General features: G+C 70.4%; 19 protein-coding genes. 13 read left to right on the top strand and 6 right to left on the bottom strand.

The features are described 5' to 3' along the window. The first annotated feature begins 188 nt into the window (after window positions 1–188). The 3 genes from ASG51_RS16225 (at window position 189) to ASG51_RS16215 (ending at window position 3,106) form a co-directional block, all read left to right on the top strand. Entirely contained in the window at window positions 189–410 is a 222-nt protein-coding gene (locus ASG51_RS16225; protein ID WP_056218669.1) for a heavy-metal-associated domain-containing protein, read from the top strand. Window positions 411–639: 229 nt separating this feature from the next. Next, window positions 640–2,313, top strand: a complete 1,674-nt coding sequence (locus ASG51_RS16220) for a formate--tetrahydrofolate ligase (protein ID WP_056218667.1) — start codon at window positions 640–642, stop codon at window positions 2,311–2,313. Window positions 2,314–2,428: 115 nt separating this feature from the next. Then, complete coding sequence (locus ASG51_RS16215; protein ID WP_056218664.1) at window positions 2,429–3,106, top strand: spermidine synthase; 678 nt, start codon at window positions 2,429–2,431, stop codon at window positions 3,104–3,106. Window positions 3,107–3,113: 7 nt separating this feature from the next. On the opposite strand, the gene ASG51_RS16210 is transcribed toward ASG51_RS16215, so the two are convergent. The 3 genes from ASG51_RS16210 to ASG51_RS16200 all read right to left on the bottom strand — a co-directional run bounded on the left by ASG51_RS16210 (window position 3,114) and on the right by ASG51_RS16200 (window position 4,453). Further along, window positions 3,114–3,320: a hypothetical protein gene (locus ASG51_RS16210; RefSeq protein ID WP_056218660.1), complete on the bottom strand. Its 207-nt coding sequence runs from the start codon at window positions 3,318–3,320 to the stop codon at window positions 3,114–3,116. Window positions 3,321–3,462: 142 nt separating this feature from the next. After that, the gene (locus ASG51_RS16205) at window positions 3,463–3,789 is read right to left on the bottom strand and encodes a hypothetical protein (protein ID WP_244480168.1); all 327 of its coding nucleotides are present in this window, start codon (window positions 3,787–3,789) and stop codon (window positions 3,463–3,465) included. A 94-nt stretch (window positions 3,790–3,883) separates the two neighbouring features. Then, on the bottom strand, window positions 3,884–4,453 hold the full coding sequence (locus tag ASG51_RS16200; protein WP_056381861.1) for a GNAT family N-acetyltransferase: 570 nt from the start codon (window positions 4,451–4,453) through the stop codon (window positions 3,884–3,886). A 295-nt stretch (window positions 4,454–4,748) separates the two neighbouring features. On the opposite strand from ASG51_RS16200, the gene zapE reads away from it, so the two are divergent. The 4 genes from zapE (at window position 4,749) to ASG51_RS16180 (ending at window position 9,891) form a co-directional block, all read left to right on the top strand. Next, the gene (zapE, locus tag ASG51_RS16195) at window positions 4,749–5,927 is read left to right on the top strand and encodes a cell division protein ZapE (protein WP_056219477.1); all 1,179 of its coding nucleotides are present in this window, start codon (window positions 4,749–4,751) and stop codon (window positions 5,925–5,927) included. Between the two features lie 435 nt (window positions 5,928–6,362). After that, window positions 6,363–6,842, top strand: a complete 480-nt coding sequence (locus tag ASG51_RS16190; RefSeq protein WP_056218655.1) for a (2Fe-2S)-binding protein — start codon at window positions 6,363–6,365, stop codon at window positions 6,840–6,842. 17 nt (window positions 6,843–6,859) lie between these two features. After that, window positions 6,860–9,202 carry a xanthine dehydrogenase family protein molybdopterin-binding subunit gene (locus tag ASG51_RS16185; RefSeq protein ID WP_156389763.1) on the top strand — a complete coding sequence of 781 codons (2,343 nt, stop codon included), beginning with the start codon at window positions 6,860–6,862 and terminating at the stop codon, window positions 9,200–9,202. A 296-nt stretch (window positions 9,203–9,498) separates the two neighbouring features. Then, the gene (locus tag ASG51_RS16180; protein WP_056276255.1) at window positions 9,499–9,891 is read left to right on the top strand and encodes a hypothetical protein; all 393 of its coding nucleotides are present in this window, start codon (window positions 9,499–9,501) and stop codon (window positions 9,889–9,891) included. A gap of 123 nt (window positions 9,892–10,014) precedes the next feature. Here ASG51_RS16180 and ASG51_RS23545 read toward each other — a convergent pair whose 3' ends face one another. Then, on the bottom strand, window positions 10,015–10,242 hold the full coding sequence (locus tag ASG51_RS23545) for a hypothetical protein (protein ID WP_082514044.1): 228 nt from the start codon (window positions 10,240–10,242) through the stop codon (window positions 10,015–10,017). A gap of 392 nt (window positions 10,243–10,634) precedes the next feature. Here ASG51_RS23545 and ASG51_RS16175 point away from each other — a divergent pair, with 392 nt between their 5' ends. The 6 genes from ASG51_RS16175 to ASG51_RS16150 all read left to right on the top strand — a co-directional run bounded on the left by ASG51_RS16175 (window position 10,635) and on the right by ASG51_RS16150 (window position 16,151). After that, a complete protein-coding gene (locus ASG51_RS16175; protein ID WP_056218648.1) occupies window positions 10,635–10,823 on the top strand; it encodes a hypothetical protein in 189 nt (62 codons plus the stop codon). An 818-nt stretch (window positions 10,824–11,641) separates the two neighbouring features. Then, window positions 11,642–12,637, top strand: a complete 996-nt coding sequence (locus ASG51_RS16170) for a sulfate ABC transporter substrate-binding protein (protein WP_244480177.1) — start codon at window positions 11,642–11,644, stop codon at window positions 12,635–12,637. 63 nt (window positions 12,638–12,700) lie between these two features. Next, window positions 12,701–13,573: a sulfate ABC transporter permease subunit CysT gene (gene cysT, locus ASG51_RS16165; RefSeq protein WP_056218645.1), complete on the top strand. Its 873-nt coding sequence runs from the start codon at window positions 12,701–12,703 to the stop codon at window positions 13,571–13,573. Further along, window positions 13,566–14,450, top strand: a complete 885-nt coding sequence (cysW, locus tag ASG51_RS16160) for a sulfate ABC transporter permease subunit CysW (protein ID WP_056276260.1) — start codon at window positions 13,566–13,568, stop codon at window positions 14,448–14,450. The genes cysT and cysW overlap by 8 nt, the downstream gene beginning before the upstream one ends. A gap of 4 nt (window positions 14,451–14,454) precedes the next feature. Next, a complete protein-coding gene (locus ASG51_RS16155; protein ID WP_056276262.1) occupies window positions 14,455–15,501 on the top strand; it encodes a sulfate/molybdate ABC transporter ATP-binding protein in 1,047 nt (348 codons plus the stop codon). 89 nt (window positions 15,502–15,590) lie between these two features. After that, window positions 15,591–16,151 (top strand): DUF4337 domain-containing protein, encoded by a 561-nt coding sequence (locus ASG51_RS16150; protein ID WP_056218638.1) that lies wholly within the window; start codon window positions 15,591–15,593, stop codon window positions 16,149–16,151. Window positions 16,152–16,216: 65 nt separating this feature from the next. Here ASG51_RS16150 and ASG51_RS16145 read toward each other — a convergent pair whose 3' ends face one another. Together ASG51_RS16145 and ASG51_RS16140 are read right to left on the bottom strand one after the other, a co-directional pair. Then, window positions 16,217–18,553 (bottom strand): Tex family protein, encoded by a 2,337-nt coding sequence (locus tag ASG51_RS16145; protein ID WP_056381858.1) that lies wholly within the window; start codon window positions 18,551–18,553, stop codon window positions 16,217–16,219. A 92-nt stretch (window positions 18,554–18,645) separates the two neighbouring features. Further along, entirely contained in the window at window positions 18,646–20,184 is a 1,539-nt protein-coding gene (locus ASG51_RS16140) for a glucan biosynthesis protein (RefSeq protein WP_082514072.1), read from the bottom strand. Window positions 20,185–20,288 lie beyond the last annotated feature (104 nt).

Genomic DNA, 20,288 nt, shown 5'->3' with positions numbered 1-20,288 from the left:
GGTCCGGCGTTCTTTTGTTGCCGAGACGCTCCCGGCCCACAAGCCACCGGACGGCCCCGCAAACGGATTTTCCCGAACTGTGTCCTGTGCTTCCGGGACGTCCCACGCGGCGCGCGCCGGACCGCTTGCATCGGCGTCGCGAGGCGCCACAATGCGCCCCGCGGAACGAGAAGCCCGGAGCGAACCTCATGGACGCGACGCCATCGGACCTCCTGATGCAGGTGGAGGGCATGACCTGCGACGGCTGCGCCGCGGCGGTGTGCCGGGCCATCCAGCGCCTCGACCCCGAGGCCAAGGTCGCGGTCGACCTCGATCACGGACGCGTCGCGGTGACGACCACCGCTCAGGCCCTGAGCATCGCGGAGGCGCTGAACGAGGCCGGATACACAGCGAGTGCCATGACGGGCTGACACAGGTCTGATCCCAAACAAATTTTTGCCTGCAAATTCAAAATTTCCGACGCGCTTTTGCTTGTCCCTTCACGCAAACTGATGCGATCGATGATGCGTGGCCGCTTGGCCGATCCGCACGGCCCAACGTCGGCGGATCCGGTCCTGGCGGCGAACGACGAACGCCAGCGGACGGAATGCGGCCTTGCCGGACCCGATCGCGCAAGAACAATCCGGGAGAAACGCACCAATGCCCTCAGATATCGAGATCGCGCGCGCGGCCACGCTTCAACCGATCACCGAGGTCGCCGCCAAGATCGGCATCCCGGACGACGCGCTGCATCACTACGGCAAGCATATCGCCAAGATCGACCACGCCTTCATCAAGTCGCTCGAGACCAAGTCCGAGGGTAAGCTCGTCCTCGTGACGGCGATCAGCCCGACGCCGGCCGGCGAGGGCAAGACCACCACCACGGTCGGCCTCGGCGATGCGCTCAACCGCATCGGCCAGAAGACCGTGATGTGCCTGCGCGAGCCCTCGCTGGGGCCCTGCTTCGGCATGAAGGGCGGCGCGGCCGGCGGCGGCAAGGCCCAGGTCGTGCCGATGGAGCAGATCAACCTGCACTTCACCGGCGACTTCCACGCCATCACCTCAGCCCACAGCTTGGCGGCCGCCCTCATCGACAATCACGTCTACTGGGCCAACGAGCTCAACATCGACGTGCGCCGCATCCACTGGCGCCGCGTGGTCGACATGAACGACCGGGCCCTGCGCGCCATCACCCAGTCCCTCGGCGGCGTCGCCAACGGCTTCCCCCGCGAGGACGGCTTCGACATCACCGTGGCCTCCGAGGTGATGGCGGTGTTCTGCCTCGCCAAGGACCTGGACGACCTTGAGGCGCGCCTCGGCCGCATCGTCATTGCCGAGACCCGCGACCGCAAGCCGGTGACGCTCAAGGACGTCAAGGCCACGGGCGCCATGACGGTGCTCCTGAAGGACGCCCTGCAGCCCAACCTCGTGCAGACCCTGGAGGGCAACCCGGCCCTGATCCACGGCGGCCCCTTCGCCAACATCGCCCATGGCTGCAACTCGGTGATCGCCACCCGCGCGGGCCTCAAGCTCGGCGACTACGTGGTCACGGAGGCCGGCTTCGGCGCCGATCTCGGTGCGGAGAAGTTCATCGACATCAAGTGTCGCCAGGCCGGCCTGAAGCCCTCCGCAGTGGTCATCGTCGCCACCGTGCGCGCTCTCAAGATGCATGGCGGCGTCTCCAAGAAGGAGCTCGGCTCCGAGAACCTCGAGGCCTTGGAGAAGGGCTTCGCCAACCTGGCGCGCCACGTCGCCAACGTGCGCAGCTTCGGTCTGCCCGTCGTCGTGGGCGTCAACCACTTCTACGCCGACACCGATGCGGAGCACGCCAAGCTGAAGACGCTGTGCCGGGACCAGCTCCAGGTCGAGGCCATCACCTGCAAGCACTGGGCGGAGGGCGGTGCCGGCGCCGAGGAGCTCGCCCACGCCGTGGTCAAGCTCGCCAACGGCGAGCAGAAGCCCCTGAGCTACGTCTACGAGACCGAGACCAAGCTCACCGACAAGATCCTCGCCATCGCCACCAAGCTCTACGGCGCCGGCGACATCCAGGTGGAGTCGAAGGCCGCCACCAAGCTCGCCCAGTTCGAAAAGGACGGCTACGGCCACCTGCCTGTCTGCATGGCCAAGACGCAGTACTCGTTCTCCACCGACCCGAGCCTGATGGGCGCGCCCTCGGGCCACCTCATCGCGGTGCGCGACGTGCGCCTCTCGGCGGGCGCGGGCTTCGTCGTGGTGATCTGCGGTGAGATCATGACCATGCCGGGCCTGCCCAAGATCCCGGCCTCGGAGGGCATCCACCTCGACGCCAACGGGCAGATCGAGGGGCTGTTCTAGCCCGCACGAACCCGCGTCGGGCGGGGGGCGGGTCGGCGCCGCGGTGCCACGTGATCCGGTCGGCGACCCGTGCTAGCCAGGGTCGCATGATCCGCCCTACCCGCCAGTCCCCCTCGTGATCCCCTGGGTCGTCCTCGGCACGGCGCCCGTGCCGGGCGGGTCGGACTCCCTGCGCCTGCTGCAGCGGGGCACCGAATTCTCGATCCAGCTCGGCCACAACGAGCTGATGAACAGCCGGCTCAGCGGCTCCGAGGAGGCGCTGGCGACCCTGACCGCCGCGCGGCTCGGGCTCCGGACGAATGCCTGCTGGCTGATCGGCGGCTACGGCATGGGCTTCACCCTCCGGGCCGCCCTCGACGCCCTGCCCGCGGAGGCCCGGATCGTGCTGGCCGAGCTCGTGCCGGCAGTTCTGGACTGGGGCCGCGGCCCCCTGGCGGGCCTCTCGTCCGAGGCGCTGTCGGACCCGCGCGCCGAGGCGCGGGTGGCGGACGTCGCCGCGGTGATCCGCGCAGGGCGCGGGGCCTACGACGCGATCCTCCTCGATGTCGACAACGGCCCGGACGGGCTGACGCGCCGCGCCAACGACCAGCTCTACGACGCCGCGGGCCTCGCCGCCGCACGGGCCGCCCTGCGCCCCGGCGGGGTTCTGGCCGTGTGGTCGGCCCATCCCGATCCAGCCTTCACCCAGCGACTGGCGCGGGGCGGCTTCCGGGTGGAGGCGGTCGGCGTGCGGGCCGGGCGCTCGCGCGGGGCGCGCCACACCATCTGGCTCGCCGAGCGACCGGCCCGGTGACGGGAGCTCAGGCCGAGGCACTCCGGCGCTCGCGCTGCCGGCTGAGGCGGGTCGCGCCGTAGATCGCGGCGAGCTGGCGCCGGGCAGCCTTGACGGGGGCTTCGTTCCGCTCGGCGCAGGCGGCCCTGATGATGCGCAGGGCATCGGCCACGGAACGCTCGAGGCGCGCTTCGGCCGGCCGGCTCAGCGGGCGGGTGGTCTCGGTCCGGTCCATGCTGGGCCCCTCGTCGGCGAGCCCGTCCTCTCCCGGGGCGGGTCCCGGCGGCGACCATCGGCAGAGGGCGGGGCGGCAACAAGGCAGCGTGGCCGTAAGCGCGGGCGCAGGTCGGCGTCAGGCGACGGAATGCCCCCGGACCTCAGTCCCGGCCCTGGCCCTCGTTGAACTTGTCGCGACAGGTATAGCCGACGAAGCACTTGGGATCGTCCCGGGTTGTCTCCCAGGACGGCTGGGTGGTTTCCGGCAGCGGGCAGAACCCGCCGTCGCGCACGAAGCGCGCGTAGGTCGCCGGCCCCGTACTCATCACGACGGCGCCGGCCCGGGCCACCAGGGCCGCGGCTTCGGCGCAGGTCATCGCGCGGGTGTCGGGACGGGCCTGGGCATCGGTCTGGGCCAGGGCCGCGCCCGGCAGGAGAGCCGTGCAGGCGAGGAGGACGGACAGGCTCCGCCGCGAAAGATCCATCATGGTGCCCCCTGGCCGAACCCGGGCGGGGGGAACTCGTCCGGGCGGCGTCATACCGGCCACGATACCTCCCGGACCCCGTGCGGCAAAGCCGGACTCACGCCGCCGTGAGGGCGAGGGTGAAATCCACCGCCTCGGTGACGCCCTCCTGCCACAGGGAGACGGGGGTCGGACGGGCGAGATGCAGGGCGCCGTCCGCCTCGCCGCCGGTGATGCGCAGGTCCGCGCCGACCTTGGCGGCGAGGCCCCGCATGGGCCGGTTCCAGGCAAGGCAGCGCACGTGCAGGTCGCGCACGCCGCGGTTGCGGGCCGCGGCGGCGATCCGCCGGAACAGGGCTTGGCCGAGGCCATGGCGGCGATAAGCCTTCTCCACCGCGAAGGCGGCCTCCGCCTCGGTCCCGAGGACGAAACCGGGCGGCGGCGCGGAGGTGGGACGCAACTCGCCGAGCCCCCGCAGGGTGCCGTCGACGAAGCTGCCGAACATCAGGCCCTCGGCGCTCAGGGCGTTGCGCGCATAGGTGAGCGCGGCCGCGTCGCTCAGCGAGCCCATGAAGCGGTTGGCCCGGGTCTCCGGGTCGAGCCGCAGGAAGTAGGATTCCACCGCCGGGCCATCGTTGGGCCACAGGCGGCGGAGGATCGGTTGAAGGGTCGGATGCGTATCGGGCATCGGGTGCCGGTCTCCGGTTTCGGGGCGCGCAGGACGTGCCGGTTCCGGGCGTAGCCTCCCTCAAGGCGGATCAGATCTGGCATCGCTGCCACATTTGTGCAATGCAGCAAAGCGACCGGCTGCCGCGCGTCCGGCGCCGGAACCGGATCCGGGGCTTGATCCCGCGGGGTGGCCGCGTCAGACCGGCAGATCCGCCGGCCGCCCGATCCCCTTCCTCCGCGAACAGGTCGCCCACACCGTGAACGCCCCCTCCTCCTCGGGCCTCGCGCCGTCGAGCCAGGCCAAGGCCGGCGCCGTGTCCCCCGGTCCGGTCTCCGACCGCTACGAGGCCCTGGTCCGCACCGCGGCCATCGAGCGCGACCCGGCGCAGATCCACTTGGTGCGCGCCCTCGACCGCCTGGTGCTGGAGCTCGGCCGCCGCAAGCGCGCCCGCAAGGGCAGCGCGCTCGGCTGGCTGTTCGGCCGCCGGGACGATGCCGCGACGACGCCCAAGGGGCTCTACATCTGGGGCTCGGTGGGACGGGGCAAGACCATGCTGATGGACCTCTTCCACGAGGCCGCCCCCGAACCGAAGCGCCGGGTGCACTTCCACGGCTTCCTCGCCGACGCGCACGAGCGCATCCACGCCCATCGCCAGGCCCTGAAGGCTGGCACCGCCAAGGGCGACGACCCGATCCCGGTGGTGGCCGACGCCCTGGCCGACGAGGCGACGCTGCTCTGCTTCGACGAGTTCACCGTCACCGACATCGCCGACGCGATGATCCTCGGCCGCCTGTTCGGCGCCCTGTTCAAGCGCGGCGTCACGGTGGTGGCGACCTCCAACGTCGAGCCCGACCGGCTCTACGAGGGCGGCCTGAACCGCGCCCTGTTCCTGCCCTTCGTCGCCGAACTGCAGGATCGGGTGGAGGTGCTGCGCCTCGATTCCCGCACCGATTTCCGGCTGGAGAAGCTCGGGGGCGCCTCGGTCTATCACGTGCCCGCGGACGGCACGGCGGCGGCAGCCCTGGCGGCAGCGTTCAAGGGCCTCACCGGCAAGGCCAAGGGCCGGCCCGCGACCCTGCGGGTGAAGGGGCACGATGTGCCGGTACCCGAGGAGACCGGCGGCGTTGCCCGCTTCGGCTTCGCCGACCTCTGCGCCCAGCCGCTCGGCGCCTCCGACTACATGGCGGTGGCCCGCGCCTTCCACACGGTGATCGTCTCGGACATCCCCGTGATGGGGCCGGACAACCGCAACGAGGCCAAGCGCTTCATCACCCTGGTGGACACCCTCTACGACGCTCACGTGAAGCTCGTCGCCTCGGCCGCGGCCGAGCCCCAGGCCCTCTACACCGCCACCGAGGGGCGCGAGGCCTTCGAATTCGACCGCACGGTCTCCCGCCTGATCGAGATGCGCTCCTCGGAATACCTCGCCCTGCCGCACGGGGCCGGCGATTCCGGCGCGAGCGGGTCGAGCGCCGGCCTGGTCGAGACCTGAACCGCGAGACGCGAGAGCCGGGAGGGCCGACCGTCACCGGTTGGGATTTGCGTGGAAGCCGGCAAAAGCAACGTGCGACCCGGCGATCCGGACCACCCGTCCGGCTTCGCCCCGTGCGCAACGGCACATGGAGGCCGCATCGCCCGTCCGGGGACGGATGACGGGGCCAGCCTCCGGTTGCGCCGCAACAGCCCGGACGTTTAATTGGATTCATTCCGAGGTGCGGGGCGTGGGGGCTTCGTGCGCTGCGACGGCTCTCCCGATCGGAGAGGCCGGATCCGCCGCCGCATCTCAGGACCTTTCGATGCGGACGGCGACGCCACGTCGACCGTGCCAACGCCCGACATGTGACCCCGACGGCTTCCCGCCGGTTGATGGATTGGCGTGACGCCGATCCCGACCGGCCCGTGGCCTGATCCATGACAGGATACACCGATGATCAAACTGACCGTGAACGGAGCTGAACGCAGCTTCGACGGCGATCCCGACATGCCGCTGCTGTGGTACCTGCGCGACGAGGTCGGGCTCACCGGAACCAAGTTCGGCTGTGGGCAGGCCCTCTGCGGCGCCTGCACCATCCATGTGGGCGGAACGGCCGTGCGCGGCTGCGTCACCCCCGTCTCGGCTGCCGAGGGGCAGGCCGTCGTCACCATCGAGGGCCTGTCCCCCGACGGCAACCATCCGGTTCAGGTCGCCTGGCGCGACCTCAACGTGGCGCAGTGCGGCTACTGCCAGTGCGGGCAGATGATGCAGGCCGCCTCCCTCCTCACCGAGACCCCGAAGCCCACCGACGCGCAGATCGACGAGGCCATGAGCGGGAACCTGTGCCGTTGCGGCACCTACCCCCGCATCCGCGCCGCGATCCACCAGGCCGCTGGCCAGAAGCCCGCCGTGAACAAGGGAGAGCGCCTGTGATCCACGAAGCTCAAACCATGGCGGCCCGCGCCACCGCGCCGGCCGACGCTGCACCCGTGGAGACCGGCCCCGGTCCGAGCGCCCTCGCCAATGTCAGCCGCCGCGCGATGCTCGGCGGCATGGGCGCCCTGGTGCTCGCCCTGTCCTGGCGTGACCCGGCCCAGGCCGAGGACAAGAAGGACGAGCCCAAGAAATACGGCGCCGATGCCATGCCGCATGGCTGGCAGGACGACCCGAAGGTCTTCGTCGCCATCGCGTCCGACGGCACCGTGACGGTGACCTGCCATCGCTCCGAGATGGGCCAGGGCGTGCGCACCTCGATCGCCCTGGTGGTGGCCGACGAGCTCGAGGCCGACTGGTCCAAGGTGAAGGTCGCCCAGGCCTGGGGTGACGAGGCCCGCTTTGGCAACCAGGACACCGACGGCTCGCGCTCGCTCCGCCACTTCTTCCCGCACCTGCGCCATGCCGGTGCCGCGGCCCGCGCCATGCTGGTCCAGGCCGCCGCCAAGCAGTGGGGCGTGCCGGCGAGCGAGGTGAAGACTGAGAACTCGATCGTCACCCACGCCAAGTCGAAGCGCAGCCTCGGTTACGGCGAGGTCGCGGCCGCAGCCGCCGAATTGCCGGTGCCGGCCCGCGAGAGCGTCGTGCTGAAGAAGCAGGACGCCTTCCGCTACATCGGCAAGGGCAAGATCGGTCTCATCGACAACCACGACTTCACCGTCGGCAAGGCGATGTACGGCATCGACACCCGCCTCGACGGGATGCTCTACGCCCTCATCGCCCGCCCGCCCGTCTACGGCGGCAAGGTCAAGAGCGTCGACGATTCCGAGGCCATGAAGGTCGCGGGCGTGGTCAAGATCTTCACCATCGACGCGCCCGAGATTCCGTCCGAGTTCCAGCCCGTCGGCGGCGTCGCCGTGGTGGCCAAGAACACCTGGGCGGCGATGAAGGCCCGCGAGGCCCTCAAGATCACCTGGGACGACGGCCCGAACGCCACCTACGATTCCGTCGCCTTCCGGGGCGAGCTGGAGAAGGCGGCGCGCGCGCCCGGTAAGGTCGTGCGCGACCAGGGCGACGTCGCCGGAGCCATGGCCAAGGCCAAGACGAAGCTCGAGGCGGAGTACTTCGTGCCCCACCTCGTCCAGGCCCCGATGGAGCCGCCGGCGGCCACCGTGCGGATCAAGGACGGGTTCTGCGAGGCCTGGGCCAATACCCAGGCGCCCCAGGCGACGCATGATCGCCTCGCCAAGAAGCTGAACCTGCCTGCCGACAAGGTGAAGGTGAACGTGACGCTGCTCGGCGGCGGCTTCGGCCGCAAGTCGAAGCCCGACTACGTGCTGGAAGCGGCCCTGTGCAGCCAGGCCGTGGACGGGGCGCCGGTCAAGCTGATCTGGACCCGCGAGGACGACCTCCACCACGGTTACTACCACACCATCTCGGTGGAGCGCCTGGAGGCCGGGCTCGACGACAAGGGCATGCCGGTCGCCTGGCTGCACCGCTCGGCGGCGCCCACCATCGGATCGATCTTCGCCCCCGACCCGAAGCACGAGCTGCCGTTCGAGCTCGGCATGGGCCTGACCAACACGCCGTTCGCCGTGCCCAACATCCGTCTCGAGAACCCGGCGGCGGATGCCCACGTGCGCATCGGCTGGTTCCGCTCGGTCTCCAACATCCCGCACGCCTTCGCGATCCAGTCCTTCGTGTCCGAACTCGCCCACGCGGCGGGACGTGACCCGAAGGAGTACCTGCTCGCGTTGATCGGTCCTGACCGGCTCATCGACCCGACCAGCATCAGCGACGTCTGGAACTACGGCGAGGATCCCGCCCGCTACCCGATCGATACGGGGCGCCTGCGCCGCGTGATCGAGGCGGCAGCCAAGGGCATCGGCTGGGGTCGCAAGATGGAGAAGGGCACCGGCCTTGGGATCGCTGGCCACTACAGCTTCGTCACCCACACGGCGGTGGCGGCGGAGGTGGCGGTCGGCCCCAAGGGCGAGGTGCAGGTCAAGCGCGTCGACATCGCCATCGATTGCGGACCGCAGGTCAATCCGGAGCGGATCCGTTCGCAGATGGAGGGCGCGGTCGTCATGGGCATGGGCCTGGCGCTCACGGCCGAGATCACCTTCAAGGACGGACGCGCGCAGCAGAACAACTTCGACGGCTACGAGATCACCCGCATCGATGCGGCGCCGAAGGAGATCCATGTCCACCTGCTACCGAACCCGGACTACAGCCGTCCCCTCGGCGGGGTCGGCGAGCCCGGCGTTCCGCCCGTGGCTCCGGCGATCGCCAACGCGATCTTCGCCGCCACCGGCCGGCGCATCCGGCAGCTGCCGATTCGCGACCAGCTGAGCGCCTGATCGGGCATCGCCCTCCCGGGTTCCGGGAGGGTTCGGGGCGCAGGGCGGATTCGTGCCGTCCTGCGCCCCGTCTCATATCCGGCCCCATTGGATCCGACCGCACCCTGGCGGAGGCGAAGGCGTCCGGACGCCCACGCACGCTCGTGCCGATTCGGCCTCGGGTCGGCGAACCGTGTTCCCGCCGGCGGTTTTCCCGCCCCGCCAAGGGAGCCCGGCCTCGCTCCCGGGGGTTGACCCTCCGACGGAGGCGGCCTCGGTCGAGCCGACCCCACCTTCCGAATCAAGGACAGCAATCGATGACCCGTTTCCTGTGGCCCGTTGCCGGGTGTCTCGCCGCCGGTTTCCTCGCAGCGGGTGCGGCGCCCGCCCTCGCCTCGCCCTGCGGCGATCGCATCGCCAAGCTCGAGGGACCAGTGAAGGATCTGGCCAAGGAGGCGATCTCCGCCAACACCAGCGGCAAGGCCACGGCCAGCGCGCGCAGCGGTCAGGGCATCACGGGAAGCGGCGGCAGCGCCTCGGCCGAGGCCGCGGCCCCCGAGAAGTCGGCGGAGGCCGGAGAGGGCGGCGACAAGGCGATGCAGGCGAAGGTGGCCCTCGACGAGGCGCGCACGGCCGACAAGAAGGGCGATGCCAAGGCCTGCGGCGAAGCGGTCGATCGGGCGCAGAAGCAGGTGGACGGCGCGCCCTGAGGCGCGGGCCCCGGCCATGGGGCCCGGGGGAGCGCTGGCCCCGTCATCAGGGGCCGGCGCGGGTCTTACGGGTTGGGGTGCATCGGGGGCGGCGACGGCATCCGCCCCACCTGCCTACGGATTTCAGGCGTTGGTGACGGCCGCGAGAGCGTGGTCGTTTCCGTTCAGGCCGGCGCAGAGATCATCGATCTCTGCCAGATCAAGAGCTTCCCCGGAATCGCTCGCAATAGCATCAATCAAGTGATCCTGATGCGGGCTGAAGGGATGCCCCTGCAAACGATAGAATTGATAATAGCGAAGCGCGGCTAATACAGCATCACGTTCTCGATCAGTAATGGTAATATTCTGCATGCCGGTTATAATTCCCGTTATTGGTTGCGGGAGTTCGAGAAACAACCACTCTGCGGCGCCGTGAGCTTGGATGTTGTAAGCGAATCCGGACGGATTCGTCCATCACCGGAAACCCTCCGTTAGCCGTTTCACCATCGACCCGAACCGCCTTTGAACGGCCAAGTCTTTGGCCGGTCGCCATTTCCGCCGAAGGGCGCCGGCAGAGGTTTTTTTTAGCCCTGCGATTTTATCCTATGCGCTTGACAACCTTTGATAAGTCTTGCGGCGCTTGCAGCGCCGGCGCGCCGGACCCATCGCGGCGTCAGCGTATCCTTAACCGATCGGTGCCACTGTCACGCTTCGACCGCCCTGCCTCGTGCGCAGCGCGGGATGCGGAGGCCGGGGTCCGAGTCATGCCCAAGACCCGAAGCGAATATTCGTCCGGAGCCGATGGGGTGCGGCCCGCCACGCCGACGCTTGGCCCCAGCGTCCGCCGCCATCTCGGGCACACCCTTCGCTCCTTCTACGCCGAGATCGTGGCCGATCCGCCGAGCGCACGGCTCGAGGCGCTGCTCGCCCGGCTCGGCAAGGGTAAGCGCTGAGCCCCGGGTGTGGCCCGTTTACCGCGTTTCCGAATCTTGCCCTCGCCTGTGCGTGAATTCACGGACGGTTCACGCCGGGATCGCTAGTGGTGCGTTGATCCGATGAGCACGCGCACTCCGCCGCGCTCTCACACGAAGCAGTTCCATGATCACGCTCGCCCTCGTCGTCGTCGGCAACATCCTGCTGGCGTCCCTGTTCTCGCTCATCGCCGTCGCGGCGGACTGAGCGTTCCGCGCCGTAGCCTGAGGCCGGCGCGCCCCATTCCTCAGCCACCCTCACATTCCCGCCTGCCGCCAGCGGTAGCCGGGATCCTGCCCTGAGGCGGTCCCCGATGCCCCGAGGCTCCCGCCTGCGGGGTGTTCGGCGTGGCCTTGGCCGGGTGGGCCCGCGCCCCCGACCTCATCCTCGAGGGGGCGGGCACCGGGCACCCTTCTTCCGCGGTGAAGCCAACCGATCGCGGCGATCGCCTCCGCCCGGCGCAGGACACCCGACCAGCTTCGAAAAATGATGGAAATGTCCTTTCTATAGAACCCGGCGTGACCAGCAGTTTCTTCTTCCGTCGAGAACCCAGGGAGCATCCTCTTCTTCTTCGAGGTAACCTTGCTTTCGATCGGGGGGTCTCCGGGGAACGAAGGGACCCATACCGGCTTATCTGACCCAGGCCCGACGCTTGACAACGTTCGTTAAAACGAACGAAACCAGCACCGCCGGGGTCGCGATGCGGATGCCTCCGCTCCGGCTGCGCGAGCCAGATTCGGAGACCCCCGTGAGCGAGACTTCTTCCCGGACCACCGGCCGCACCCGCCGCCATGCAGTCCTGCTCGGCGCCGGCCTCGCCGCGGCCCTGCTCGCGCCGACCCTGGCCTGCGCCCAGACCGAGCTCCTCAACGTCTCCTACGATCCGACTCGCGAGCTCTATCGGGAGATCAACGCGGCCTTCTCCGTGGAGTGGAAGGCCAAGACCGGCGAGACCCTGACCGTGCGCGCCGCACATGGCGGTTCGGGCTCGCAGGCCCGCACGGTGATCGACGGCATTCCGGCCGATGTGGTGACCCTCGGCATCCCGTCCGACATCGACGCGATCAGCCGGATCTCGAAGAAGATCGTCCCCGATTGGCGGACGAAGCTGCCGAACCAGGGCCTGCCCTACACCTCGACCGTGGTGTTCCTCGTGCGCAAGGGCAACCCGAAGGGCGTGACGGACTGGGGCGACCTCGTGAAACCCGACATCAAGGTCATCACCCCGAACCCGAAGACCTCCGCCGGCGGTCGCTGGAACTTCCTCGCAGCCTGGGGCTACGCCTACGAGAAGGAGGGTAAGGACGCCGACAAGGCCAACGCCTTCGTGGGGGCGGTCTACAGGAACGTCCCGGTCCTCGACACCGGCGCCCGCGGCTCCACCGTGACCTTCGCGCAGCGCGGCCTTGGCGACGTGCTGCCCACCTGGGAGAACGAGGCCTACCTCGTCTTCGAGGAGTTCGGCCGTGACAAGTTCGATGTGGTGGTGCCGCCGACCTCCATCTACGCCGAGCCCCCGGTCGCCCTGGTCGACGTCAACGTCGACAAGAAGGGAACCCGCAAACAGGCCGAGGCTTATCTTCAGTTCCTCTATTCCGACCGGGCGCAGGCCATCTTCGCCAAGCACCATTACCGCCCGCTCAACCGCGCGGCGGCCAAGCCCGAGGACCTGGCGCAGTTGCCCGAGCTGAAGCTGTTCAAGATCGAGGATCTGCAGGGCGACTGGGACGAGATCCAGAAGAAGAATTTCGACAACGGGGGCCTGTTCGACCAGCTGAGCAAGGCGGGGCGCTGACCCGGCGCTCCCCGATCCCCGCGCTTACCCGGGCGGGGCCCGAGACCTGAGCAGGACACCACCATGGCCCCGCCCCCGCGCGCCAACCCGCCGACCCGTGCGAAGCGCCGCTTCCTCCGTCCGAGCGTGATCCCCGGTTTCGGGCTCGCCTTCGGCTACACCCTGACCTGCCTCGGCCTGATCGTGCTGCTGCCGCTGGCCGCTCTGGTGACGCGCGCCTCCGGCCTCGGCTTCGCGGGCATCTGGGAGGTCGCCACCGATCCACGCGTGGCCAGCGCCCTGCGCGTCAGCTTCGGCGTCTCCCTCCTGGCGGCGCTGACGGCCTCGGTGTTCGGCTTCCTTATCGCCTGGGTGCTGACGCGCTACCGGTTTCCCGGCCGCAAGATCGTCGACGCGGTGGTGGACCTGCCCTTCGCGCTCCCCACCGCCGTGGCCGGCATCGCCCTGGCCGCCCTCTACGCCCCCAACGGCCTCGTCGGCGCGCAGTTGGCGCGGATCGGCATCGAGGCGGCCTACACGCCCGTGGGCATCTACATCGCCATGGTGTTCATCGGCCTGCCCTTCGCAGTGCGCACGGTGCAGCCGCTGATCGCCGAGATCGACAAGGAGATCGAGGAGGCCTCCGCCACCCTCGGGGCGGGGCGCGTCCACACCCTGGTGCGGGTGGTGCTGCCGCCGCTGATCCCGGCGGTGCTCACGGGCTTCGCCCTCGCCTTCGCCCGCGGGGTCGGCGAGTACGGCTCGATCATCTTCATCGCCGGCAACCTGCCCTACGTCTCCGAGATCGCGCCGCTCCTCATCGTCATCAAGCTGTCCGAGTACGATTACGGCGGCGCCTGCGCCATCGCCACGATCATGCTGGGCATCTCGTTCCTCACCCTCCTCGCCATCAACCTGATCCAGGCCTGGAGCCGGCGGAGATTCGGCTATGTCTGAGACCTTCGCCCCCGTCGCCCTCGCCGAGGCGCGTCCGGCCAGCGTCGTCACCGAGGGGCGCTGGATCCGCTGGCTGCTGATCGCCGTCGCGATCCTGTTCCTGGCGCTGTTCCTGGTGCTGCCGCTCCTCACCGTGTTCGCGCAGGCCTTCGCCAAGGGCTTTGCCGCCTACCTCGCCGCCTTCACCGAGGCCGACGCCCACGCGGCGATCCGGCTGACGCTGCTGACCGCCGCCATCGCGGTGCCGTTCAACCTCGTCTTCGGGATCATGGCCTCCTGGGCCGTCGCCAAGTTCGAGTTCTGGGGCAAGAACCTGCTCGTCACCCTGATCGACCTGCCGTTCTCGGTCTCGCCGGTAGTCTCGGGCCTGATCTACGTGCTGGTCTTCGGGGCGCAGGGCATCCTCGGCCCGTGGCTGCTCGATCACGACGTCCAGGTCATCTTCGCCGTACCGGGCATCGTGCTGGCGACCATCTTCGTCACCTTCCCGTTCGTCGCCCGCCAGCTCATCCCGCTGATGCAGGAGCAGGGCACGGCGGAGGAGGAGGCGGCGCTGACCCTCGGGGCGTCCGGCTGGCACGCCTTCCGGACGGTGACGCTGCCCAACATCCGCTGGGGCCTCCTCTACAGCGTGCTCCTCTGCAATGCCCGCGCGATGGGCGAGTTCGGCGCGGTCTCGGTGGTCTCCGGCCACATCCGGGGCCTCACCAACACGCTGCCGCTCCACGTGGAGATTCTCTACAATGAGTACAACTTCGTTGCCGCTTTCGCCGTCGCCTCCCTCCTGGCCGGCCTCGCCCTCGTCACCCTCTGCGTCAAATCCCTCCTCGAATGGCGCTACGCCGACGAGATCGCCGCGGGCGCCCGGGGCCACTGAGCGGGTGGGCGGCTCCACCGCCATCCGGGTCGAGGCGCTGTCGAAGACGTTCGACACGGCCGCGGTCCTGCACGACTTCTCTCTCGACGTGCGGGCGGGCGAGTTGCTGGCGCTGCTCGGCCCCTCGGGCTCGGGCAAGACCACGCTGCTGCGCATCATCGCCGGCCTCGATTTCCCCGATGCGGGCCGCATCGTGTTCGGGGCCGAGGACGCGACCCGGCTCCCCGTGCAGCAGCGCGCGGTGGGCTTCGTGTTCCAGCACTACGCCCTCTTCAAACACATGAGTGTCGCCGAGAACATCGCCTACGGACTCAACGCCCGGAAGCGGTCCGAGCGCCCGGCCAAGGCCGAGATCAAGCGCCGGGTCGGCGACCTCCTCGACCTCATCAAGCTCTCCGGCTTCGCCGACCGCTATCCGAGCCAGCTCTCCGGCGGACAGCGGCAGCGCATCGCGCTGGCCCGGGCGCTCGCGGTGGAGCCGCGCGTCCTCCTGCTCGACGAGCCGTTCGGCGCCCTCGACGCCCAGGTGCGCAAGGACCTGCGCCGCTGGCTGCGCGAGATCCACGACCGCACCGGCCAGACCACGATCTTCGTGACCCACGACCAGGACGAGGCTCTGGAGCTCTCCGACCGTGTCGCGGTGCTCGACAAGGGCCGTCTGGAGCAGGTCGGCACTCCGGACGAGGTCCAGGAGGCGCCGGTCTCCGCCACCGTGCTGAAGTTCCTCGGCGACACCATCGAGGTCGAGGCGATCGCGCAGGGCGGCGAGGTCCGCGTCGACGGCCGCCTGACGCCGGTGCGGGCCCCCGAGGGCCTCGTCGGTCCGGTCAAGCTCTATGCCCGCCCCTGGCAGCTCCAGTTCGCCGAGGGCGATCAGGCCCATCTCCAGGGCGTCGTGCGCTCGTCCTACCGGACGCAGGGGCGTCAGCGCATCGAGGTCGACCGGCCCGAGGGCAAGACCGTGGTGGTGGAGGCCGCCGACACCAACCGCTTCGCCGCCGGGAGCCCCGTGGGCCTGCGGATCATCGGCGGCCACGTGTTTCCGAACTAGCGTGGGTTTTCCGGACTGACGGGAAAGCGTCTTGCGCTCGCCGACGCGATCGGGTGTGACTGCCGCCGTCCAAATCAGGAGGAGGCAGCATGTCGGGTGGTCACGGGGCGGGCAGCGGTTCGAACAAGCGCGTCGCGCTGCTGATCTCGGTGCTGGCGCTGTTCCTGGCGCTGGCCGAGACCCTGGCCAAGGGCGCGCAGACCGACGCCCTCGGGGCCAATGTCGAGGCCTCCAACCAGTGGGCCTACTTCCAGGCCCGCACCATCCGGGGCACGGTCCTCAAGACCGCCGACGAGACCCTGGCGCTGCTGCCGCCGGAGGTGGCGAATGCCGAGGCCGTGAAGGCCAAGCGCGCCGAGTGGGCCAAGACCATGGCCCGCTGGGACAGCGAGCCCGCCACCGGCGAGGGGCGCAAGGAACTGGCCGAGAAGGCGCGGCACTCGCAGGAGGTGCGCGACCTCGCCCTGCACCGCTACCACCATTACGAGATCGCCTCGGCCGCCTTCCAGATCGGCATCGTGCTCGCCTCGGCGGAGGTCATCACCGGCATCTTCGCCCTGGTGGTCGGCGGCGGGCTCCTGGGCGTCGCCGGCCTGGCCCTGCTGGGCTTCGGCCTCTACGCGCCGCACGCGCTGCCGTTCTTCCACTGAACGTGTCCCCGTGAGCCCGTCCCCGGCGGCGCGCCATCGGCACCCGCCGGGCGAGGACGGGGCGCTCAGCGCTTCGGCATTCCCTTGGCGAGGGCCGCGCGCCGCAGAGCCTCGGCCAGGGCGCCGCCGGCCTCGGGCGCCGGCGCCGGATTGGCCCGCAGTGCCGGTCTCGCGGCCGGAGCCGGAGCGGGCGGCGCCTCGCGGCGGGCGGCGGGACGCGGCGCGCCGGCCTCGTCCGAGCGCATCGTGAGGGCGATGCGCTTGCGGTTGGGATCGACCTCGACCACCCGGACCTGCACGACGTCGCCGGGCTTCACCACCTCGCGGGGGTCCTTCACGAACCGGTCGGCCAGCATCGAGATATGCACCAGGCCGTCCTGGTGAACCCCGACATCCACGAAGGCGCCGAAGGCCGCCACGTTGGTGACGACACCCTCCAGGCGCATGCCCGGCTTCAGGTCGGCGATCTTCTCGACCCCCTCCTGGAAGGTCGCGGTCCGGAAGGCCGGGCGCGGGTCGCGACCCGGCTTCTCCAGTTCCGACAGGATGTCGGTGACGGTGGGCAGGCCGAAGGTCGCGTCGGTGAAGACCTTCGGGTCCAGGCTGCGCAGGGCGCCGGTGTTGCCGATCAACGCCTGGATCGGCTGGCCAGTGGCGGTAAGGATCCGGCGCACCACCGGGTAGGCCTCCGGGTGCACGCCCGAAGCGTCGAGGGGATCGGTCCCACCGCGGATGCGCAGGAAGCCGGCGGCGAGTTCGTAGGCCTTGGGCCCGAGCCCCGCCACCTTCTTCAGGCCGGCGCGGCTGCGGAACGGGCCGTGGGCGTCCCGGTGGCCGATGATGTTGGAGGCCACCCGCGCGGTGAGGCCCGAGACCCGGGCCAGCAGCGGCGCCGAGGCGGTGTTCACGTCGACCCCGACGCCGTTCACGCAATCCTCCACCACCGCGTCGAGGGAGCGCGCCAGCTTCCCCTCGGCCAGATCGTGCTGGTACTGGCCGACGCCGATCGCCTTCGGTTCGATCTTGACGAGCTCGGCCAGGGGGTCCTGCAGGCGCCGGGCGATGGAGACCGCGCCGCGGATCGAGACGTCGAGCTCGGGCAGCTCCGCGCTGGCATAGGCCGAGGCCGAGTAGACCGAGGCGCCGGCCTCCGAGACCATCACCTTGGTCAGTTTCAGCTCGGGCTGCTTGGCGATGAGTTCGGCGGCGAGCTTGTCGGTCTCCCGCGAGGCGGTCCCGTTGCCGATGGCGACGAGCTCCACCTTGTGCGTCCGGCAGAGCTTGGCGAGAGCGATCAGGGCGCCGTTCCAGTCGCGGCGCGGCTCGTGCGGGTAGATCGTGTCGGTGGCCACCACCTTGCCGGTGGCGTCGACCACCGCGACCTTCACGCCGGTGCGGAAGCCCGGGTCGAGCCCGAGGGTCGGGCGCGCCCCGGCCGGGGCCGCGAGCAGGAGGTCGCGCAGGTTGCCGGCGAAGACCGTGACCGCGCCGGCCTCCGCCACGGCCCAGAGCCGGGCGCGCAGGTCCGTGTCCGTGGCGGGCTTCAGGCGGGTGCGCCAGGTCCGCCGCACCGTCTCCATCAGGAAGGCGTCGCCGGGTCGGCCCTGGTCGCGGATGCCGAAGGTCTTGGCGATGCGCAGTTCCTGCGAACCGGGCTGGCCCTTGGCAGGCTCCTCGCCCACCGCGTCGGCGATGGCGAGGTCGAGCACCTCTTCCTTCTCGCCGCGGAACAGGGCGAGGATGCGGTGCGAGGGCAGCTTCGCGAGGGCTTCCGAGAAGTCGAAGTAATCCGAGAACTTCTCGCCGGACGCCGCCTTGCCGGGCTTCACCGTGGCGACCATCCGGCCGCGCTGCCAGCCGGTCTCGCGGAGCGAACCGACCAGCTCCGGGTCCTCGCCGAAGCGCTCGATCAGGATGGCGCGCGCACCCTCCAGGGCGGCCTCGACGTCGGCGACGCCCTTGCCCGCGTCCACGTAGGCCCGGGCAGCCGCCTCGGGAGACTGGTCGGGCCGGGCCAGCAGAGCCTCGGCGAGGGGGGCGAGCCCGGCTTCGCGGGCGATCTGCGCCTTCGTCCGCCGCTTCAGCTTGAAGGGCAGGTAGAGGTCCTCCAGCCGGGCCTTGGTGTCGGCCGCGAGGATCCGCGCCTTCAGCCCGGCCTCGAGCTTGCCCTGGGCCTCGATCGCCTCCAGCACCGCCGCCCGGCGGGCCTCCAGATCGCGCAGGTAGGCGAGGCGCTCCTCCAGGGTGCGCAGCTGCGCGTCGTCGAGAGTGCCGGTGACCTCCTTGCGGTAGCGCGCGATGAACGGCACCGTCGCACCGCCGTCGAGCAGGTCGACCGCGGCCTTCACCTGCCATTCCGCGACGCCGAGTTCGGCGGCGAGACTCGTGTTGATGGCGGCCATGAGGCGTCTCCGGGTGGGGCCGGGTGTCTACAGGGCCGGCCGGCGGGAGGTCAAACCCACCGCCGGCATGGCCAGATCGTATGGGCGGATCGTCAGGCGACCGCGTCCCAGGTCTCCGTCACGGCCCGGCCGTCCCGGACGAGGCGGGCGCGCAGGATCACGTCGCCCGCCGGCAGCGGCGTCGGCGGCCGCCACTCGACGTAGAGCCGCCAGCCGCCGGTCTGGGGCACGAACTCCACCACCGGGTCGACCATCGTGCCGGCGCTGGCGGACGCGTCGGCGGCCAGGTCCGCCCCGCGGTCGGCCGGCAGGCCCGGCCCCGCGAAATCGATGACGTAGAGGCGACGATCCGGGCTCGGCGGCGTAGTCGGGCGCAGGCGCTCGGCCGAACCCACCCGTGTGGAGACGACCCGACCGAGGGTACCGGGCACGACCGTCGCCGGCTCCGCCCCGACCGTCGTGAGGGTGTAGGACACGGCTCGCTCGGTCCCGGCCGGCAGGGGCGCGCCGGGCACGAAGGCCGCCACGATGTTGTCCATGTACTCCTCGCGCGACGGGATCTCGAAGAGCCGGACCGCGCCGGCCCCGAACCCCGCTTCCGGCGTGATCCAGAGCCCGGGCCGCGCCTCGTGCCGGGCCTGCACGTCGAGATAGGCGGGAAAGTCGCGGGCGCGCTGGAGCAGGCCGAAGCCCTCCAGCGGGTCGACGCCGAAGGCCGAGATCTGCGGCTGCGCCCGGCCGTTGACCAGGGGCCGCCACAGCCGTTCGCCCCGGGTCACCACCGCCAGCCCGTCGGAATCATGCACCTGCGGACGGAAGTCGTCGAAGGGCGCGGCGCTCCGCGCGCCGGGCCCGTTCGCCCCGTGCAGGAACATGCTGGTGAGGGGGGCGAGCCCGAGATGCTCCAGGGCGGTGCGGGGATACAGGGACGCCTCGACATGCATCACCGAGGGGTCGCCCGGCGCCACGCGGAAGCGGTAGGCCCCGGCGAGGCTCGGGGAATCGAGCAGGGCCCAGATCTCGATGGTGCGGGCATCGGGCTCCGGCTCGCAGATCCAGAAGGCGGTGAAGTCCGGGAATTCCTCCGCGCCCGGTCCCCCGGTGCGCAGGGCGGCGCCGCGGGCCGAGAGCCCGTATTCCTGGCCGAACCCGCGCAGCCGGAAGTAGGAGGCGCCGAGGAAGACGAGGAATTCCTCCTGGTCCGCCGGCCGGTCGACCTGGAAGGCATGATGCAGCCGGAAGCCCGCAAAGCCGAGGTCGGAGGGAAAGCTCTGCCCCTTCAGGTCCGGTCCGAGGTCGAACAGGTCGGGGGCGTAGGGGATCTGCTGGGCCGGACCGTTGCGCGGCTGCCGGTACAGGGCGACGCGCTTGCGCTGCAGGAAGCCCCGATGGAACAGCTGGGCCGAGAAGCGGCGGCCCAGCGGCAGGCTCGCCTCCGGCCGGAAGGTGATGGCGCGGTAGCCGTCGTAGGACAGGCCGGCGAGCGGCGGCGGCAGATCGTCCGGCTGGGCCTGGTAGGGGTGCGCCGCGAGCGCCCGCGCCTTCGCCTTCACGACCTCGAATGATAGGGGATCGGGAGCCGCCGCGCGCGTTCGGCCCGCATTCAGATCGTGTGCGGTAGGCAGGACCATCCCGACGGCCACGCTGAGCGTGGTCCGAAGGGTCTGCCGCCGCGAGAAGGACTCGGTCTGTCCGCGTCCCTCGAGACCCTCGCCATCGCGCATCTGTTCCCTTT

The sequence above is a fragment of the Methylobacterium sp. Leaf465 genome (genome assembly GCF_001424705.1).
Classification (GTDB): domain Bacteria; phylum Pseudomonadota; class Alphaproteobacteria; order Rhizobiales; family Beijerinckiaceae; genus Methylobacterium.
The sequence above is the reverse complement of the archived record's forward strand: the minus strand, read 5'-3'. Positions and strand labels throughout refer to the sequence as shown.